This window comes from Haloarcula sp. CBA1127 (assembly GCF_001485575.1).
Lineage (GTDB): Archaea > Halobacteriota > Halobacteria > Halobacteriales > Haloarculaceae > Haloarcula.
On sequence record NZ_BCNB01000006.1, the window covers coordinates 1,288,401 to 1,305,981 of the forward strand.

The following is a 17,581-nucleotide window of genomic DNA, read 5'->3' on the forward strand; positions in this document are numbered from 1 at the left end:
TTGCATCGTTTATTGTGAGTATTTCCCTAGGCTCGCGATATGCCTACGACCGGCCTGGGGTCCGTCTGGCAGCGGCATCGGGACACCGACCGCCATCCGTCGCTCTTGCTTTCGCGGGCGAGCCTGCTAGTACTCGCTGTCACATTCGGTCTCCTCGGCGCTGCCGAAGTCAGAGTTCCGCTCCGGGCCCAGATGGTGGTGTACCTCGTCGGGATGGTTGCGCTCAATCTCCCCCACGGCGGGTACGAACACTTCGAGAATCTCCGCCGCCGTCGCCCCTCGTTCCGCTGGCGCTACGTCGCTGTGTATCTGACCGCTATCGGCGGGTTCGTCGGCCTGTTCCTCGCCGCGCCGGTCGCCGGCCTCGCGCTGGCGCTGACCGTCGCTATGGCGAAGGGTGGCCTCGGCGGCCTGCAGGTGCTGGAGGCCACGAGCGGCACTGCTCATTTGCAGACCCGGTTCCAGCGTGGTCTGGCGGCGGCTGTCCGCGGCGGTGCGGTGATGCTCGTCCCAATCGTGTTCTGGCCGCAGACGTTCCACGCGTTTAGTTCGCTGATGGTCGGCCTCGTCGAACCGGGCGCACTCTCGTCGTACGCAGGCTCGTTCGACACGACTCGGCTCGTCATCGGGTCGGGCTACGGGCTCGCCCTGACGGCGCATATCGTGCTGGGATACGTGCGCGGCGGCGGCCGCTCCTGGCTCGTCGATGCCGGAGAATCGTTGCTCCTTGCGGTATTCTTCGCGTCTGTCCCGGTCCTCGTCGCCGTTGGCCTGTACTTCCCGTTCTGGTACTCCGCCCGACAGGTGGCGCGGACGGCGTCCGTCGAGACGGAGCCGGTCGGCGACGAGCGCTGGGACCTGCTCGGCGGCGCGGACCCCTCGACCGTTGCACTCCGCGCCTGGGTCGTCCTCATCGTCGGAGCGTTGGCCACCTTCGGCGTCCTCGTCGCCGTCTACTGGGCGTTCCCGAACCCGCTTGGAACGAGTGACCTGCTCCCCGGCGCGGTAGCGTTCTGGAGTATGTTTATCAGCATCGTTGCGCTCCCACACATCGTCGTCGGGTCACTTCTCGACCGGGACCGGGGTATCTGGTACGTGCCGTGACGCCCCACTCCCGAGGAGGACAACGACGCCGACCCGCGGATGACTAGCTTTCTGTAGCTGGCGGACACCCGGGACAGTATGTCCGAACTCCGCCCCGTCCCGGCGACCGACCGCGAAGCCTGCCAGCGGATACTCCAGTACGCGTTCGCGCCTGAAACGGGTCCGGTGATGCCGGACCCGGACGGTGACTGGCCCCCATCGTTATTCGACCAGCGAGGCCTCTATGAGGGCGACACTCTCCGAGCGGTCTGCAAGCTGTACTTTCTCGACACGACCGTTCGCGGCGCGGCGACGACGGTCGGTGGGCTCGGTGCGGTCGCGACACCACCCGAACACCGCGGACAGGGGCTCGCCGCCGACCTCTGTCGACACGCACTGTCTGCGTACCGCGAATCCGGTGTCGGGCTTGTCACCCTCTGGCCGTTTTCGACGCCGTTCTACCACCGTCTGGGCTGGGGGACGGCGAACACCTATCGCCGCTTCGACCTGCCGCCGTCGGCGCTCCCGGACGACGACACTGCCGGACAGATGGTCAGCCTTGACGCCGACGACTGGGAGCGGCTCCGCCGGGTCGAGACCGCTGCAGCCGCCGGGACGGCGCTCTCGCTCCGGCGCTCGGAAGCGTGGTGGCGCGAGCGGACTCTCGCCGACTGGGACGACGACGGCGTCCCGTACTGCTACGGCTACGAACGCGACGGTGAACTTCAGGGGTACGTCGTGTACACCGTCGCGGACGATGCTAATAACACGCTCTCGGTTTCGAATTTCGCGGCTGTCGACGAGGAAGCCCGCCGCGCGCTGTTCGCGTTTCTCGGGAGTCACGGCGCACAGATCGAGCGCGTCACACTCCAGTTGCCACCTGACGCTGACCTCCTCCATCGCGTCGACGACCCCGGCGCGGTCGACTGCACGGTCGAGGCCGGACCGATGGTTCGGCTCACCGACGTGGGCCACCTCGAACGCCTCGACTGGCCCGGGGGCGACCTCGACTGTACGCTCTCGGTCAGCGACCCGCTGCTTGATCACAACGACGGCCTGTTCCGGCTGTCAGTGAGCGGCGGCACTGCGACGGTCGACCCGCTTCCAGCCAGCGACTCGGAAGCCGATGTGGCTGTCGACATCGCGACGCTCTCCCAACTGACCGTCGGGACCCATGGCGTCGACGCCGCTGCACGGTTGGCCGGGCTGGAGATACTCGATGACTCGGTCCGCGATCCGCTCACGGACGTTTTCAAGCCCGAATCCGTCTATCTGGGCGAGTTCTTCTGACCGTCACTCACTCGGCCGACAGCGAGTCGTCAGCGTCGCCCTTGCTTATCTCGACCGTCGAGATTCGGGTGCCGTCGACGCTCGTCACCTCAAACACGTGTCCGGCCGCTTCGGCGGTGTCACCGACCTCCGGAGCGCGGTCGAGCTGACTCAGCACCAGCCCACCGATGGTTTCGACGGCGTCCCTGTCGAGGTCGACACCGAGCGCCTCGCCCGCTGTCGACAGTGGCACGCCGCCGTCGGCGTCGTAGCTCCCGTCGCTTTGCTTACGGATGGCGTGTTCGCGACCGTCAACGTCGAACTCGTCGCGCAGGTCGCCGACGACGGCCTCGACCACATCTTCGATTGTCGCGATCCCCTCCAGCGACCCCCATTCGTCGATGACCGCGGCCATCTGCCGACGGTCCTGCCTGAACTGCAACAGGAGGTCGTTGATCGCTGTCGTTTCCGGGACGACCGGTATCTCGTGGGCGATATCGCCGGCAGTCGCGTCCTTGCTGCCTTCCTCGCCGGCCCGCAGCACGTCTTTGACATCGATGAACCCGACAATCTGACCGCTGTCGTCGGCGTCGACCACCGGATAGCGGGTGTGTCCTTCGTCGAGAACGACCGCCCGGATATCCGACATCGTTGCGTCGGCTGGGACACTCACAACGTCAGGTCGCGGGACCATGACCTCTCGAACGACCGTATCGTCGAGGTCGAACACGCGCTCGATCATGTCGACCTCCGCCGCGTCGATGTTCCCCTCTTCGCCGGACCGGGCCAGTACTCGGCGTATCTCGCGCTCGCCGAGCGTCTCGTCCGTTTCCGACGCTGGCGGGACTCCCAGCAATTGCGTAAAGGCGTTGGCCGAGCCGTTGAACACGACGATCCCGGGATAGAACAGGTAGTAAAACAGCTTCATCGGCGGCGCAAGCAACAGCGAGAGCCGCTCAGTCCGAGCAATCGCGAACGTCTTCGGCGCGAGTTCGCCGAAGACGACGTGGAGGAAGGTGATGATACTGAAGCCGATTGCGAACGCGACGACGTTGAGGAGAGTCTCGGGCAGTACCGGAGCGAGGACAGGTTCAAGCAGCGCTGCGACGGCGGGCTCACCGACCCACCCCAGTCCCAGCGAGGCAAGCGTAATCCCGAGCTGGGTCACCGCGAGGTAGTTATCCAGGTCCGCCATCACTGCCTGAAGCGAGCCTGCGCCGGCCCGGCCTTCGTCAGCGAGCTGTTCGACTGATGTGCCGCGAACGCGAACGAAGGCGAACTCGGCGGCGACGAAGAAGCCGTTCAGTCCCACGAGTACCAGCGCCACGAGGAGCTGCGCCGCCGAGAGCGCGAGGTTTACCATCGTACCCTCCGGGCGGAGCGCGTCGGTGTGTGCATACACACCCATCTCCGTCACCGTACTAAAATACTGGAATGTCCTCGCCCGTACCGCCATCGCTTCTCAGCGGTACGCGGCGCGAACAGTGTCTGCGATGACACCGGGCTCTCGGTAGTGCTTGCTCACCGGGGGCACCTCCTGGTCGAGGTCGAGCATCTCGTAGACGGCGGTCATCGCCGACCGGACGGAGTACTCGACGGTGAACACGACGTCCCGTGGCTGTTCGGCGTACTGCCCGAGGAACGCCAGGTTGTTCGACCCGTCTGGAACGACCTCGGGCCGGTCACCGGGTTCCCGGGGCTGGAAGTGCGCCGTGATGAACGGCATCATCGCCGGGATGCAGGTCACGTCGTCGAGTATCTCCGGGAGCCGTCCCTCGCACTGCAGGTGGTAACACAGCTCCTGAAGGATCTCGCGGCCGGTACATTCGGACATCGGTTTCTCCACGTAGTTCCCTTCCCGATCCGGGAACAGCGCGTAGCCCCAGAATACCTTCACGTCGTCCGGCTGGTTCGCGAAGTGTGGCTGGGCGGCGACGACTGTCGACAACAGCCAGTTCGACCCGAGGTAGGTGACGAGCCCGTTGCCCGGTTCCTCGTTGGTGAAATCGACGATGTGGTCGAACAGCTCGGTGTTGTGCAGAGTCACGGTGAACGACTCCCATTTCGTCTCCGTGACGTTGTCAGCGAACACCGACGGATTGCCGAACTGTGGGTTGTCCTCGGCGATGGACTTCCACAGCTCCCACGACGCCCCGGTTTCGTTCAGTTCGGGGGCCTCGTCCATCCCGCCGATGGACGAGCCGTCGGTCATCGACCCGTTCGTCATGAACACGAGGTCGGACGGCTCGACGGGGACCGTCTCGGTTCCGCTGTCGGTCTCACAGTAGAGCCGCTCGACGGTACGCCCTGTCCGCGACGGGACGATGTCCATATCGGTCACCTCGTGGCCGTACTCGAAGGAGACGCCCCTGTCTTCGAGCCAGCGTCGGAGCGGGAGGATCATCGAGTCGTACTGGTTGTACTTCGTCCGGTCGATACCCTCCATGGTGTGCAGGCGCGGGAACTCGTGGAGGAACCGGTACATATAGCGCCGGACCTCGGCGACGCTGTGCCACGGCTGGAACGCGAAGATGGTCGCCCAGACGTACCAGAAGTTCGTCTCCAGGAACGACTCGTCGAACCACTCCTCGATGCGCGTGTCTCCGAGTCGCGGTTCGGGCGTGAGGAGCAACCGAACTATCGACTGCCGGTGCTGACGCGTCAGTCCGTACTCGCCGGCGTCGATTCGTTCGCCCTCGTGCATTAGCCGTGTTTTCGCGTACGAGGGGTGCGCTTCGTTGAACTCGTCCATCACGGCTTTGACCGAGCGCGAATCGTCTTCGAGCGACGGAATCGTCTCGAAGAGGTCCCACGTACATTCGTACGCCGGGTAATTGAACATCCGACCGCCCCGGATCAGGTACGCCTCGTCCGGGTCGCCAGCGCCGTCCATCGCGCCACCGACGACGTCCAGCTTTTCGTAGACATGGATGTTTTCGCCGGGCATATTGCCGTCCCGGACGAGGAACGCCGCGCCAGCCAGGGAGGCAATACCGCCCCCGACGAAGTGTGCTTCGCGGTCAGTGACGTGTGGTTGCTGGTGGATGGTCATTTTGGGTCACCCTCATGTAGTGGTACGCAAGTCCCAGCCCTAACCGTTGCCAACATATGTACAGCAATTTATAAGAGAGTACATTTCGCCGAAATAGCCGCGCTCCGGCTAGCCGGCTGTCACTGTTCGGAGCTGGCAATCGTGTGGTCGATCAACTGGTCCGTGCCACGACGGAGGCGCTCCGAAATCGCGGACGTGGTCGCGTCGAGCTCCGCTGAAAGGTCTGTCAGGTCTGCCCCACGGGGGACGGCGAAATATCCCAGTCGATGGGCTGCCAGCAGCGCCTCTCGCTGCGGAGCGGTGAGTCCGTAGTCGTCGCCGCCGTGTTCTGTCTCACAGAGCCGGTGCGGGCGGAACGTGACACTGCTTGACTGACAGGTGTCCCGGAACGCTTCGAGGTCTGCCCGGTCGGCGAACTGCGTGCTCACCTTCCACCCGTGCTCGGTCACGAGCGCACCCATCGGATACGTCTGCCGGTCGACGAGCTGGGTGTACATTTCGACGAAGTCTGTATCGAGGACGACCCGATACCGGGACTCGACGATAGCCGAGTCCATGGCGACGAACTCCACGACCGATTCGTCGCCGAGCAATGCCGATTCAAGAGCGTCCGGCTCGACGCCCGTCGCGGAGAACACGAGTGCCGGCTCGTCGGTCGTGCCGGAGACGACGTTGTCGACGATTAGTCGGGTGTTCAGTTCGGCAGCAACCGCACACAGCGGCATATCTGCGGACTGCAACTCGAATTCACAGATGACGCTCATGTGTGTTGCTCAGCCGAACAAAATAAAGGCATACTGGTGATTCTCACGCGCCGAAACCGACCGGCGAGGTCGGGTCAGCGTTGCGGCCGACATATGTAGCAAAGCGCACCCGCGTCACGACCAACACACGTAGCGAACCGGTACCGGAAACTGTGTGTACAGGACCGCTCCGAGCGGCAGCCGGTGGCTGCTCCGGTGTCGATCAGCGGTCTCGGGATCGCTGGCTCTCGTCGACAGCGACGTCAAACTCGGACAGTAGCGTCTTGAGCTGTTCGGCCTGTCCGCTCAGCGACTTGATGCTGTCGTTAATCTCCGACATCGAGGCCGCCTGCTCCTCTGCGGCGGCGGACACGCTCTGTACCTCATCGGCAGTGGATTCACTGAGGTCAGCGACCTCCTCGGTCATCGACACCGCTTCTTCAGTGCTGGCGGCCTGGTCGTCGGTGGTGTCGCTGATCCCCTGAACGCCGGCGTCCGTCTTGTCGGCGTACTCAGATACTTCTGTGAACGCCGCCATGACTTCTTCGACCGCATCGATTCCTTCCTCCATCGATTCCTCAGCCACTCTGGCTTCGTCGACAGTTGTCTCCGTCTGTGACTGTACGTCTGTGATGAGTTGCTCGATCTCGGTCGCGGATGCCTGCGTTTCCCCGGCGAGTTCCTTGACCTCGTCGGCCACGACGGCAAACCCTTCGCCGTCTTTGTCGGCACGGGCAGCTTCGATGTTCGCGTTCAGCGCGAGCATATTCGTTTGCTCGGCGATATCAGCGATCAGCTCAACGATGGTGCTGATTTCCGCCATTTGCTCGTCTAACTGTTCAACGTTCTCGACAGTCGTGTCGATTGCCTCCTGTACCCTGCGCGAACTTTCGAGCGCGTCTCTGGCCGTGTCCTCGCCTTCTCGGGCGACGTCAGCGGTCTGATTCGAGTGGTCCGCAACCGAGTCAGCGGACGCAGCCACTTCTTCGATGGCTGCCGAAAGGTCAGTCATCTCTCCTGAGACTGTGTCCAGCATATCGCGTTGCTCGTCGGCAGCAGCCGCAATTTCTTGAACAGATTCGCTGACCTCGCCGCTCGCACGCTCGGCGTCAGCCGCCCCAACTTCAGCCTCCTCGCTCGCAGCTGTGACGGTATCGGCGAACTCCTGAATGTCGACGATAGTGCGTTCCCACTGTGCGAGCATATCGTTGAACGACGAGGCGATAGCCGCCATCGCCTCGTTGTCGGTCTCGCTTTCGGGCAGACGCCGGGTCAGGTCGCCGTCTGCACACGCTTCCATCACGTCGCTGTATACCTCTGCTTGCTGTTCGAGTTCCGCTGCAAGCGCTTCAGCTTCCTCCTTTGCCTGCTCAGCGCGCGCACGCTCTTCCTCCGCTTCCTGCTGAGCGTCTGTTGCTTGCTCACGGGCAGCTTCGGTTTCGTCGATTTTCGAGACGAGTGCATCGCGCATACTCCCGATAGACGTGAACAGCTGGCCGATCTCATCTCGGCGAGAGCTTGAAACGTCAACATTGTACTCGCCCTGCTCAATGGCGGTCGCGGCCGCGGAGAGTTGCTGTACGGATGTCGCCGTATTCCGTCCAATCGTTCCACCGATGACGACCACACCACCGAGCGCGACCAGGATGAACGCCAGGATATCAGTCCTGATCTGCTCGCTCAGTGCGAACGCGTTCGCCGCAGGTGTGTGCTTGATAACGACCCAGTTTGTTCCGGGGATGGTCGCGTACGCGGCGACATAGTCAGTGTCAAGCACTGCTTCCTTTGCTGGGGTATTGGTAAAGGTCCCCTGTTCAGTAGCTGTACTGATCTCGGGGATATCGGCCTGTGACTGATTTGGGATGTACGGCTGCCCGACAGCATCGGTACCGGCGTCGGAGAACAACACTTCAGTCGAACTTGAGGTCGGACGGACAACCTGCGTGAACGTCCCATCGATGCCAGCGCTGAACTGCTTGCTCAGGTCGCTGGCGTCGTACTCGACCACGAGTACGTGGGTGAAATCGGCGGCAACACTCATCGAACTGACCACCCGCTTCCCGTTTGTGTTCGTGTACGGGTTGGATGAAACCACTGTGTCGCGGCCGATGGACCGTGTTCGGTCGACCCACGGATGGTTGTCTGATGTGACGCGGGTTCCACGGAGCGTCTCGTCAGTACTCGCCACAACCCTTGCCTCCCCCGCTGTGCCGACGGTGGGGTCTGCAAGGTGGACAGCAACGACGCGGTCGGACTGTAGCTCGTCTGTGGCCAGTCTTTCCATGTAGGCCTGCTGGTCTTCGCGCGTCGTGTTGAAACCGAGCAGCGGATTGTTTGACGCGACAAGCACCGGCCGCTCGTTCCGCTCAACCCACTCGTTCAGCAGGCCAGACTCGGCGTTGACCTCCTGCTCAAGCTGTTGTGCTGTGTCGTCTTCGAGTGTGGCGGTTGCGTTCCCCTGCACCCAGAATCCGCCGGCCGCGATGAGTACCACAATTACGAGCAACGCAACAGCGAACTTGACGATGTACGACTGAAGTGGCAGTAACGCAATGGCTTTCGCTCGCTCCAGCCCTGTCGTGTCCGAGGCCGCTGACTCTGTCGCGTCTGCTGATTCGTCGTCACCGTCGCCTGAATGTGTTGTAGGTTCGTCCATACTGATTCAGATGAAGCCGTTGGCCTTGAGGTGCTCAACAACCGCCTGCTGGCTACCAACCTCGGTTGCGTGACTGTTCAGCTCTTGCATCGTTTTCGCGTCAGGAATGGCGTCCGGCATCTTGTTCAGTGCCGACACCACGGCGTCCGTTGCCACGTCCTCGTGCACAACACCGACCGGGTGGAAAAACGGCCAGAAGTTCTGGTCGTCATCAAGGTACACGATATCTTCAACAGTTGTGAGCCATGCGCTGGTGCTGTACCCAAAGCTGAGGTCGGCGTAGCCTTCGTCAACAGCCGTGCCAGCCGCCTGTGCCGATGCTGCCTCGATGAACTCCTGTTCTGCTTCCCAGCGCTCCACGTGCTCGGCCTCGAAACCATAGTAGTCAAGCAAGGCATCGAAGCCGTCACTGCGAGTCTTGAACCCGTCACCAAACGCCGGGCGGATGTCGTAGTTCCCGTCGTTGACATAGCCGGCGAGGTCACTGATTGTCTCGATACTGGTCCCTTCGATAGCGTCCTCGCGGATGAACACGGCCCACGTGTTCTGCCAGTCTGCGCGGTCGAGGATCCGAATCGGATGTTCCGATTCCATCTCGGACTTTAACGCGGTGTACTGCTCGTCTGGCGTCTCGAAGGTCGCTTCGTCGTGCTGGGGCGGGTGCGCAGCCCACAGCGACCCCATGTAATCGTAGTACGCGTGGATGTTGCCGGCCTGATAGGCCTCGGCGTGTGCAGCGTTCCCGCCGAAACCGGTTTCATCTACGAGACTCACACCCGTGTTGTTGGCGAGCAATTCGTAGGCGATGTACCCGAGATTCAACTGCTCTGTGTATCCTTTCGAACTGACAACGACTGACAGGGAACCGTCGGTTGCCCCGGCATCGTCGTCTCCACTTCCGGCTGTACTTGATTCGGCATCTCCGCCACTCGAACAGCCGCCCAGTGTGGCCGCTCCGCCCGCCGCGAGCATTCCAAGCACCCGTCGTCGGCTTCCAGTCCACGGCTGCTGTCTTTCATCTTCCATTGCTCAATCTGTAGCTAATGACAGTCAAAAGGCCGTTGCCGAGAATATCAACATTGATACTAGAACGATAAAACCGTGTATAATTTAGCTTCTGATCGTGAGAAATGTTCACAGAGGGGCTCTCTGTAGGAAGGGGATCACAGTGGCTGTCATTCTAGATACGTCTCATGTCGGTGGCAACTGAACTGTGGAGAAGAGCCTCTGCACTCACGACTTACGATCCATCCATAGTGGCTGTGTTTAGCGCGGCTATAGGTGCCGTTCGATCTGTAATCCGTTCACTCTCTTGCTACTCCTTTCGTATGTGCTCTAAGGTTTGAGTGAACAACATCACTGGCTCTGACCAAAGGTAGTGCGGCCGTCCTCTCTAGGTTCTGTGAGGACGTGCTGTGCAATATCAAGACGTATATCTTGCATTCACCCGTTTTTGTGAAAGACCTGCTGTGTGAATCTGGGTGGTTCCTTTTGGATGTGCAATTCGTACAGTTGCAAAGAGATGCCGAGCTTCACACTCATGCTTGCTCTGTGAGTATCTATATCTCTTGACAGTATGGCACATGGCTGGATAAGAAATATATAATCAGGTCTACAGATGCCAGCCGTGCCTGAGTTCCTTACTCCACCCCCTGTCGAACCCGGTGATCAGGTCGCGGTTGTTGCGCCGGCATCAAACGCACCCGAGTCCGCGCGGTTCATTTACGAACTCGGTCTTGAGCGAATGCGCGAGGGTTTCGACCTTGACCCAGTCGAGTATCCGACCGCGACGGCCGACCCGGAGTGGCTTGCGGACAATCCAGAGGCGCGCGCCGAAGAGGTCATGAACGCCTTCCGGGACCCAGACATCTCGGCCGTGATCGCTAATATCGGAGGCCACGACCAGATCACGATGCTCCCGTATCTTGATGGCGACGTACTCCGCGAGCACCCGACTCGATTCTACGGGTACTCAGACAACACGAATCTGGCTCTGTTTCTCTGGAACCACGGGATCGTCTCGTACTACGGCGGCTCCACCCTGCTCGAATACGCGATGGATGGCGAGATGTTTGACTACACCAAAGAGTACCTGCGGCGTGCGCTTTTTGAGGATTCTGTCGGCGAGTGGACCGAAGCGGACGTGTTTACTGATGAGTCCGGCAACTGGGAAGATCCGGAGTCAGTCAAAACCACGCGCGAAATCGAACAATCTGATGGCCGAATCTGGCGTGGTGGTGAAGAGACTGTCTCGGGTCGAATCTGGGGCGGCTGTTATGCAGTCCTCGTTGAGCAGTTCCTCGCCGACCGCTACCTGCCTGCTCCCGAGGCACTGAATGGCACTGTGCTTGCGTTGGAGACGAGCGAACTGATCCCCGACCCGGCTGTCGTCGGTGCGAACCTCCGGGCACTCGGCGAACGGGGTCTTCTCGAACGATTCGACGGTGTGCTTGTCGGACGCGCCTGTGCCCGCTCACACGCTGAAGAAAAACCGCGAGACTGGCGGGCGGAATATCGAGAGCGCCAGCGCGACACGATTGCTGACGTCCTCGAAACGTACAATCCGAACGCACCTGTTGTGTTCAATTGCGAGTTCGGACACACGTATCCGACGTGTCCCATTCCAATCGGCGGTGAGGTCGAAATAGAACCCGCAACTAAATCCATTCACCTTCCTTGATTTCACCGCAGGTTAGAATTCTGCCGGCCGCTCGCTTGTTACCAGTGGGGGCTTTGATAGCTTCTAGATACGAGATGACAACTGGGGGATGTGCTGTGCAAGACACAAGACGCGCCTTCAGCACGGATTATCGGTTCAATAGTTAGTGAAGTGTTTCGAGATATCGGATATTTCGGGAAATCTGAACCCAGTCATCCACCTCAAGAGTATTCTCTGCCTCTGACGGATCGAACAGGATTGTTCCGACACCAACGTCAAGAATGCCACGACTAGTATTGGTATCACGGTCGATTTCGGTCACCTGACCCTGAAAGACTGGTTGACTCTCACGATCAAATGTGACTCTACGTTCGCTCGCATCGAATTCAGCTACGTTTGCCAAGAAAACAAACAGCTCGATTGATAGGCTCATCCCCACGTGTTCTGAGGTGAGAAGTGCCCTATGATCGTAAATCTCGAAGTGTGTACTATCTGCAAGAGAAACGACTGCATCCTGTGTATAGACGGTCTCCTCATAGACTGCAGATGGATGAATTTCGTGAATCTCAAGTGAGAGTGAGGCAGAAATCATGATACTCTGATGACGTAAATGCGATTAAGATATTTGGATAATCTGGCCTATGAGGGACAAATAATCTTGCTTCGCTTAATCCCACTGCTATCACTATACCACTATTTTCTGACGGATAATTCACGACAAAGCGCCTGATAATTTTATTCTTTAAACCTTGAATTAGGTTCTGTAAGTATCCCTATCATCGGATTTCTACCCTGAGTTACACCGCAGTAAGTCAGCTGTGAATGGCTCTATGACACGCTAAATGTGTATTGTATTTAGAAGTCTCTCTATCCCCTCAATAACAACTGTCCCTTCTCAGGAAGTAGCAGACGCTGTTCTCCGGAGCCCACACACTTTCCATCGCAAATGTGTGAACAGAAAGCTGGCCTCGGCACTCATAGGGCTCGTCATCAGCAGGGAGTCACCCCGGTTCGGCCCAGTGAGTCGTCGTCATCGACCGCCAGATAGTACGGTCGCCGCCGACAAGACGGTTACTCATCGGGGCCACACAGTAGAACAAACGCTAAACCAACGCGGGCCAACCAGTCGTACATGAACAGACGACGCTTTCTCACGCTTTCCGGGGTGGGTGTCGTCGGCGCAGTCGCAGGCTGCCGTAGCGAGGCGGACAGCGCCGAATCCGTTGACAGCCACCCGGCGGCCGCCGACCTCGACGCCCAGCCCCGCCGCGGCGAACTGGGCGGCCACGTCATCTTGGCGTTCGAAGACCCCTCCTGTCCCACGTGTCGCCGCTTCCACGAGGACACGCTGCCGGACATTCGGAAGAATATCGTGGACGCAGGCAAAGGCGCGTACGTCGTCCGGACCTACCCGGTCATCTACCCCTGGGGTGAGCCAGCGACGCAGGCGTTGGAGTCGACGTTCGCCCGTGACAGCGAGGCGTACTGGTCGCTGTTCGATCACTACTTCGCCGAGCAGTCGTCGTTCGACCCGGACAACGTTCTGGACCGGACGGCGACGTTTCTCACCGAGGAGACCGAGGTAGACGGCGAGGCGGTCGCGCGCGACGCGCGGGAGCGGACACACGATGACGCTGTGCAGGCTGACATCCAGGCGGCCGAGAACGCCGGACTGGGCGAGACGACGCCGATCATTCTGCTGTTCGAGGACGGCGAGTTCGTGACGAAAGTCAACGGAAGCGTCAGCTACGACCTCATCGCGGAGGCGCTGGGAGAGCGCGACGAATGAGCATCGCACGCGGGCTCCGACTGCCGACGACGCGCGGCGACTGGCGACTCATGGGTCGGACGGTCAGGCTCGTGCTCACGCTGCCGGTCTATGCGGCGGTCGCGGTGATCGCTGCCGCCGTTTCGCTGACGCTGTTCGTCGTCTCGCTGAACGTCCCGCTGGTGCTTGACCTCGTAGTTGGTGGGTCGCTTCCGCTTGCCAGCCGCCTGCGCGTGCTCGCTGAACTGTACCCGTTCATCGGCACGTCGTTCAACCCTGCACAGGGAATTCTGCTGGTCGTCGTCGCCGCCCTCACCGGCGTTGACATCGGTCTGGTGACGTACCACTTCCGCGAACACGGCCTCGATCTCCAGCAGGGGGGCGCGGGCGTCGCGGGTGTCGTCCTCGGAACGCTCGGCGCGGGCTGTGCGGCCTGTGGGTCGGCGGTCTTGCTGGGGCTGCTGTCGCTGCTCGGCGTCTCGACTTCGTTGCTGTTTCTGCCGCTGGATGGACTAGAGTTCGCGCTGCTTGCGCTCGTGGTGTTGACCCTTTCCGTCTACTGGCTCGCCGAGGGGATGCGTGGCGGCGAAATCAACGGGTGTCCGGTCGACATCTGACTGTGTCGTTGGCAGGCCCTCGTCTCGCTTCGGTCGTGGAGTGCCAACCATTCCAGCGGGAGAAAACGTATAGTGTCGTCAGCCGAACACCCATATCGAGAAGATATGCCCGAGACGAAGTCCCAGGTGACGGCTTCGACGGAGTCCCCCGCTGAATACGAGCACCTCCACCGGAAGCGGAAAGAAACGGCCGGCACGGTCGAACTGGCTGAAATCGTTGATGTGTGGGTCGGCGAGCGCGAACTCGCCTGTCAGTTCCAGTTCGACTGGTCGACCGACGCGATACAGCGGCGCTACGACCTGGACAGCGACCGCGACATCGCCAAGGTCGAGCGACTCTGTGAAGCCAACGGCCTGCAGTTCGAGCAGGCCAGCCATCTAGAGGGGTCGCTGGTCGAACTCGAATACACGGGCTCACAGTGGCTGCCACGGCCGGAGGCCGCCTACACCGACGGCGAGGGATCGGCGGCCGAGACGTTCCGCGCGGAGTGGCGGTTACTGGTCGATGAACTGGCCCAATCGCCTGCATTCATCCGACGGGGCATCGAACGCGTCCGGGCGCTCTCGACGACGCAACTGATTATCGGTGTTATTCTCGTCAAGAAAGTCGCCATCATTGCCTTGCTGGCCCACCTCCTGTTGTAGGCACAAGGCTGTCGGACGGCGTTGCTGGGACGCTAGTACCGATTCGTCTCAGTCGCTCATTGCGGATCCGGAGCTAGCTGGCGTGTCCACGCCGTCAGTTCCGGCTGTATCGAACTGTGAGAGTTCCTCATGGAGCGTGTCGGCGTCGTCGGCGAACCGCTCTACCGAGTCGACCATCCCGGCAACGGTCTGGCCCTGCTGGTCGACCGTCGTAGCCATGCCACGGGCGTCGGTCGCGGTCTCTCCGGCGATGTCGTTGATGTCGTCGATTATCCGCACGACTTCCTGTGCACTGGTCGCCTGCTGGTCGGTCGCCCGGTCGATCTCCTGAATGCCGCCGTTGACATCGACAGTGGCGTCGACCACATCTTCAAGCGTGGTAATGGTCTCGGAGATAGTGCTGCTTCCGCGGTCGACAGCGTCTTCCATCGTTTCCATGGCGTCGACAGACGTCCCGACCTGCGACCGCAGCGAGCCGATGAGGTCCTCCACGTCGCCGGTGGCGGCCTGTGTCTCGGTCGCAAGCTGTTTGATTTCGTCCGCGACGACGGCAAAGCCAGAGCCCGCCTGGCCGGCACGGGCGGCTTCAATCGAGGCGTTCAGCGCGAGCATATTTGTCTCCTCGGCGATGCCGTCGATGACTTCGACGATCTCGGCCATGTCTTCGGCGATATCGTCGAGTTGCTTGACCTCGCTTGCGGCGCTCGTCGAGTAGTGCCGGATTTCATCGACGGCGCTCTGGGCCTCCGACGAAGACCGCTGGGCGTCTCGGCCGAGGTCTGCGGCAGTGTTGCTCTGGTCGGCGATTTCGGCCACGGACGACGCCATCTCTTCGACGGTCGCCGAAAGGTCACTGAGTTCGCTCGCCGCGTCGTCTAGCTGCTGGCGCTGGGTTTCTGCCCCGTCTGCGATGTCGGATGCGGTATCGGCCACGGACCGTGTCTCGTCACGGACCTGCTGCCCGTCGGCTAATACCGTTTCACTGCCAGTGGCGATACGTGTCGAGGTCGACTGGCCGCTGCCGATGGCAGTCTCCAGGGCAGCCAGCGTCTCGTTGATCGCGGCCCCGACGGCCGCCATGGCGTCACTGATGCTGTCAGTATCGACGCGGGCAGTCAGATCGCCGGCGGCCGCGTCGTCGAGCGCTGTTCGGTACTGTGTCGCTTTCAGTTCGAGGTGACTACTCAGCGCCTCCATCTCGCTGCGCTCAGACTCCGCGGTTTCACGGGCCTCCTCGGCTGCTTCGCGCGCTTCCTCGGCGCGTTCCTGTGCGTCGTTTGCCTCTTGGATGTTCTGGCCGAGCGAGGTCGCGGCCCGTTCGAGTTTCGTGTACGCGTCTCCGACTTCGTCGATCCGGTCGACGCCGAAGTCGATGTCGTACTGGCCGTTGTCGACTGCCGTTGCCTTTCGATTGATTTCGATTATCGCGCGGTACATCTCACAGTAGCCCAGAAATCCGGTCACGGCAACGACAAACCCGATGAATACCGCGGCGGCTGTCACAGAGGAAAACAGCACGATAGCCAGTGCCGGTGCGCCCACGATCGACATCGCTGCCAGCAGGAAGACACGGGCGCTGAACGTCCGACGAAGCGGTGTCGGCAGGTACGGCTCAATTGCCATCGGCACAGTACCGACCGCAAGCATGAGTCGGCCGAGCGGGCCCGTCGAATCATCTGTCGTCGTCATCGTAACCATCTCGACATCGATGCCAAACTGACGACGGAACTGGACCGTTCTGGGTACATGCGACACGTTCACTCTCGGCCTATGAAAAGTCGCACCCTCGGAGTATCAGCGGTGAATCTTCCAGTGTCAGTTCGTTGTCGTAATTTCGACCACGTCGCGGTGGTCGAGTTCGGTGTCAGCACCGATCTGTCGCTCGGTGCGCACGTCATGCGCGTGGAGGAACCCCTCGCCGATGTCGGTGTGCAAGAAGTATGCGAAGTCCTCGGCAGTCGACCCGTCGGGGAGGACGAAACAGTCCTGCAGGAAGGTCCCGTCTTCCTGGGGCTTGCGAGCGCCGGGGAACACCGCGATAGCCCCCAGTTCTTCAAACAGCGCGGTTTCGAGGGCCTGCTGGACGCCCGTGCCGCCGAAGTCGGTGACGAACTCCTGGATCTGTTCGAGCCCTGCGGCCTTCTCTTCGGGCAGGTCTGCCGTCACGGTGAACTCCTCGTCGCCCGGCCGGTAGTCAAGCACGCCCTGCTCGTTGCCGTTTTTCAGCGCCTTCTCCGCGTGGGCCGAGACGGGAACGAACGTGAGATGCTCGTACTCCGGGTCCTCAGTGATTGGCTCCCAGTTTTCCTGTGCCGCTGGGGTATCCATCTTGTTTGCCGCGATGAGCATCGGCTTGGTCCGGATGCGGATTTCCCGAGCGAGTGCCGCTCTGTCCTCGTCGTCCCAGGTGTCAGGGTCCAGTTCCAGGTCCAGCGCGAGGACGACCTGCTTGATCTCGTCAGCGTTGATCTTGAACGCCGACATCTGCTCGGCGAGGTCGTCCTCAATGGCCTTGTCCTCGCCGTGGTAGCCCGAGCGGTAGCGCTCGATGCCCTTCTCCAGAATGTCGAGATACCACATATCCAGTTCGTCTTCGAGGAAGTCGATGTCCTCGCGCGGGTCGTGGTCCTCGGTGGGTTCCCCTTCAAGATCTGTTTCGCCGGTGAAATCCACGACGTGGACGAGCACGTCAGCTTCGTTAAGGTCCGTGAGGAACTGGTTCCCCAGCCCTTTCCCTTCGTGTGCGCCGGGGACGAGGCCGGCCACGTCGACGAGTTTCGTCGGAACGAACCGGACGCCCTCTGTACAGTAGCCGTGGTTGGGCGTGCAGGTGTGGTCGAACTCCGGGGCCGCACAGTCGACGCGGACGTACGCTTCGCCCATCGAGGGATCGATTGTCGTGAACGGGTACGCGCCCTCCGGCACATCGTTCATCGTCGCCGCATTGAAAAACGTAGACTTGCCGACAGAGGGCTTGCCGACGAGTCCGATCTTGTAGCTCATTGCACCGACGAAGCGGTTTCAGCGGCTTAAACGCTGTTACACGAGCTACGAGAGCGTGTGAGTCACACACGCGGTGCGAATACCGG

General features: G+C 61.2%; 14 protein-coding genes. 6 read left to right on the forward strand and 8 right to left on the reverse strand.

Annotated elements, in window-relative coordinates:
- The first annotated feature begins 39 nt into the window (after positions 1–39).
- Together AV059_RS11165 and eis are read left to right on the forward strand one after the other, a co-directional pair.
- On the forward strand, positions 40–1,104 hold the full coding sequence (locus tag AV059_RS11165) for a Brp/Blh family beta-carotene 15,15'-dioxygenase (protein WP_058994479.1): 1,065 nt from the start codon (positions 40–42) through the stop codon (positions 1,102–1,104).
- A 78-nt stretch (positions 1,105–1,182) separates the two neighbouring features.
- Positions 1,183–2,373 (forward strand): enhanced intracellular survival protein Eis, encoded by a 1,191-nt coding sequence (eis, locus tag AV059_RS11170; protein WP_058994480.1) that lies wholly within the window; start codon positions 1,183–1,185, stop codon positions 2,371–2,373.
- A gap of 7 nt (positions 2,374–2,380) precedes the next feature.
- On the opposite strand, the gene AV059_RS11175 is transcribed toward eis, so the two are convergent.
- The 5 genes from AV059_RS11175 to AV059_RS11195 all read right to left on the reverse strand — a co-directional run bounded on the left by AV059_RS11175 (position 2,381) and on the right by AV059_RS11195 (position 9,829).
- Entirely contained in the window at positions 2,381–3,760 is a 1,380-nt protein-coding gene (locus AV059_RS11175; protein ID WP_058994481.1) for a hemolysin family protein, read from the reverse strand.
- 54 nt (positions 3,761–3,814) lie between these two features.
- Positions 3,815–5,404, reverse strand: coding sequence for an oleate hydratase (locus AV059_RS11180; RefSeq protein WP_058994482.1), 1,590 nt, complete (start codon positions 5,402–5,404; stop codon positions 3,815–3,817).
- Between the two features lie 119 nt (positions 5,405–5,523).
- Complete coding sequence (locus AV059_RS11185) at positions 5,524–6,168, reverse strand: helix-turn-helix domain-containing protein (RefSeq protein ID WP_058994483.1); 645 nt, start codon at positions 6,166–6,168, stop codon at positions 5,524–5,526.
- Between the two features lie 202 nt (positions 6,169–6,370).
- Positions 6,371–8,803, reverse strand: coding sequence for a methyl-accepting chemotaxis protein (locus AV059_RS11190; protein WP_058994484.1), 2,433 nt, complete (start codon positions 8,801–8,803; stop codon positions 6,371–6,373).
- A 6-nt stretch (positions 8,804–8,809) separates the two neighbouring features.
- Positions 8,810–9,829: a glycine betaine ABC transporter substrate-binding protein gene (locus AV059_RS11195; RefSeq protein WP_228841783.1), complete on the reverse strand. Its 1,020-nt coding sequence runs from the start codon at positions 9,827–9,829 to the stop codon at positions 8,810–8,812.
- Positions 9,830–10,421: 592 nt separating this feature from the next.
- Between AV059_RS11195 and AV059_RS11200 the strand changes: the two genes are divergently transcribed.
- Positions 10,422–11,483: a S66 peptidase family protein gene (locus tag AV059_RS11200; protein ID WP_079990757.1), complete on the forward strand. Its 1,062-nt coding sequence runs from the start codon at positions 10,422–10,424 to the stop codon at positions 11,481–11,483.
- 142 nt (positions 11,484–11,625) lie between these two features.
- Here the strand turns inward: AV059_RS11200 and AV059_RS11205 are convergent, their stop codons facing one another.
- Positions 11,626–12,054: a hypothetical protein gene (locus AV059_RS11205; protein ID WP_058994485.1), complete on the reverse strand. Its 429-nt coding sequence runs from the start codon at positions 12,052–12,054 to the stop codon at positions 11,626–11,628.
- 540 nt (positions 12,055–12,594) lie between these two features.
- Between AV059_RS11205 and AV059_RS11210 the strand changes: the two genes are divergently transcribed.
- The 3 genes from AV059_RS11210 (at position 12,595) to AV059_RS11220 (ending at position 14,492) form a co-directional block, all read left to right on the forward strand.
- Positions 12,595–13,251: a thioredoxin domain-containing protein gene (locus AV059_RS11210; RefSeq protein ID WP_058994486.1), complete on the forward strand. Its 657-nt coding sequence runs from the start codon at positions 12,595–12,597 to the stop codon at positions 13,249–13,251.
- On the forward strand, positions 13,248–13,847 hold the full coding sequence (locus AV059_RS11215; RefSeq protein ID WP_058994487.1) for a hypothetical protein: 600 nt from the start codon (positions 13,248–13,250) through the stop codon (positions 13,845–13,847). The genes AV059_RS11210 and AV059_RS11215 overlap by 4 nt, the downstream gene beginning before the upstream one ends.
- 105 nt (positions 13,848–13,952) lie before the next feature.
- Positions 13,953–14,492, forward strand: a complete 540-nt coding sequence (locus tag AV059_RS11220; RefSeq protein WP_058994488.1) for a hypothetical protein — start codon at positions 13,953–13,955, stop codon at positions 14,490–14,492.
- Positions 14,493–14,540: 48 nt separating this feature from the next.
- Here AV059_RS11220 and AV059_RS11225 read toward each other — a convergent pair whose 3' ends face one another.
- On the reverse strand, positions 14,541–16,181 hold the full coding sequence (locus AV059_RS11225) for a methyl-accepting chemotaxis protein (RefSeq protein WP_058997581.1): 1,641 nt from the start codon (positions 16,179–16,181) through the stop codon (positions 14,541–14,543).
- 126 nt (positions 16,182–16,307) lie between these two features.
- Positions 16,308–17,495, reverse strand: a complete 1,188-nt coding sequence (locus AV059_RS11230) for a redox-regulated ATPase YchF (RefSeq protein WP_058994489.1) — start codon at positions 17,493–17,495, stop codon at positions 16,308–16,310.
- Positions 17,496–17,581 lie beyond the last annotated feature (86 nt).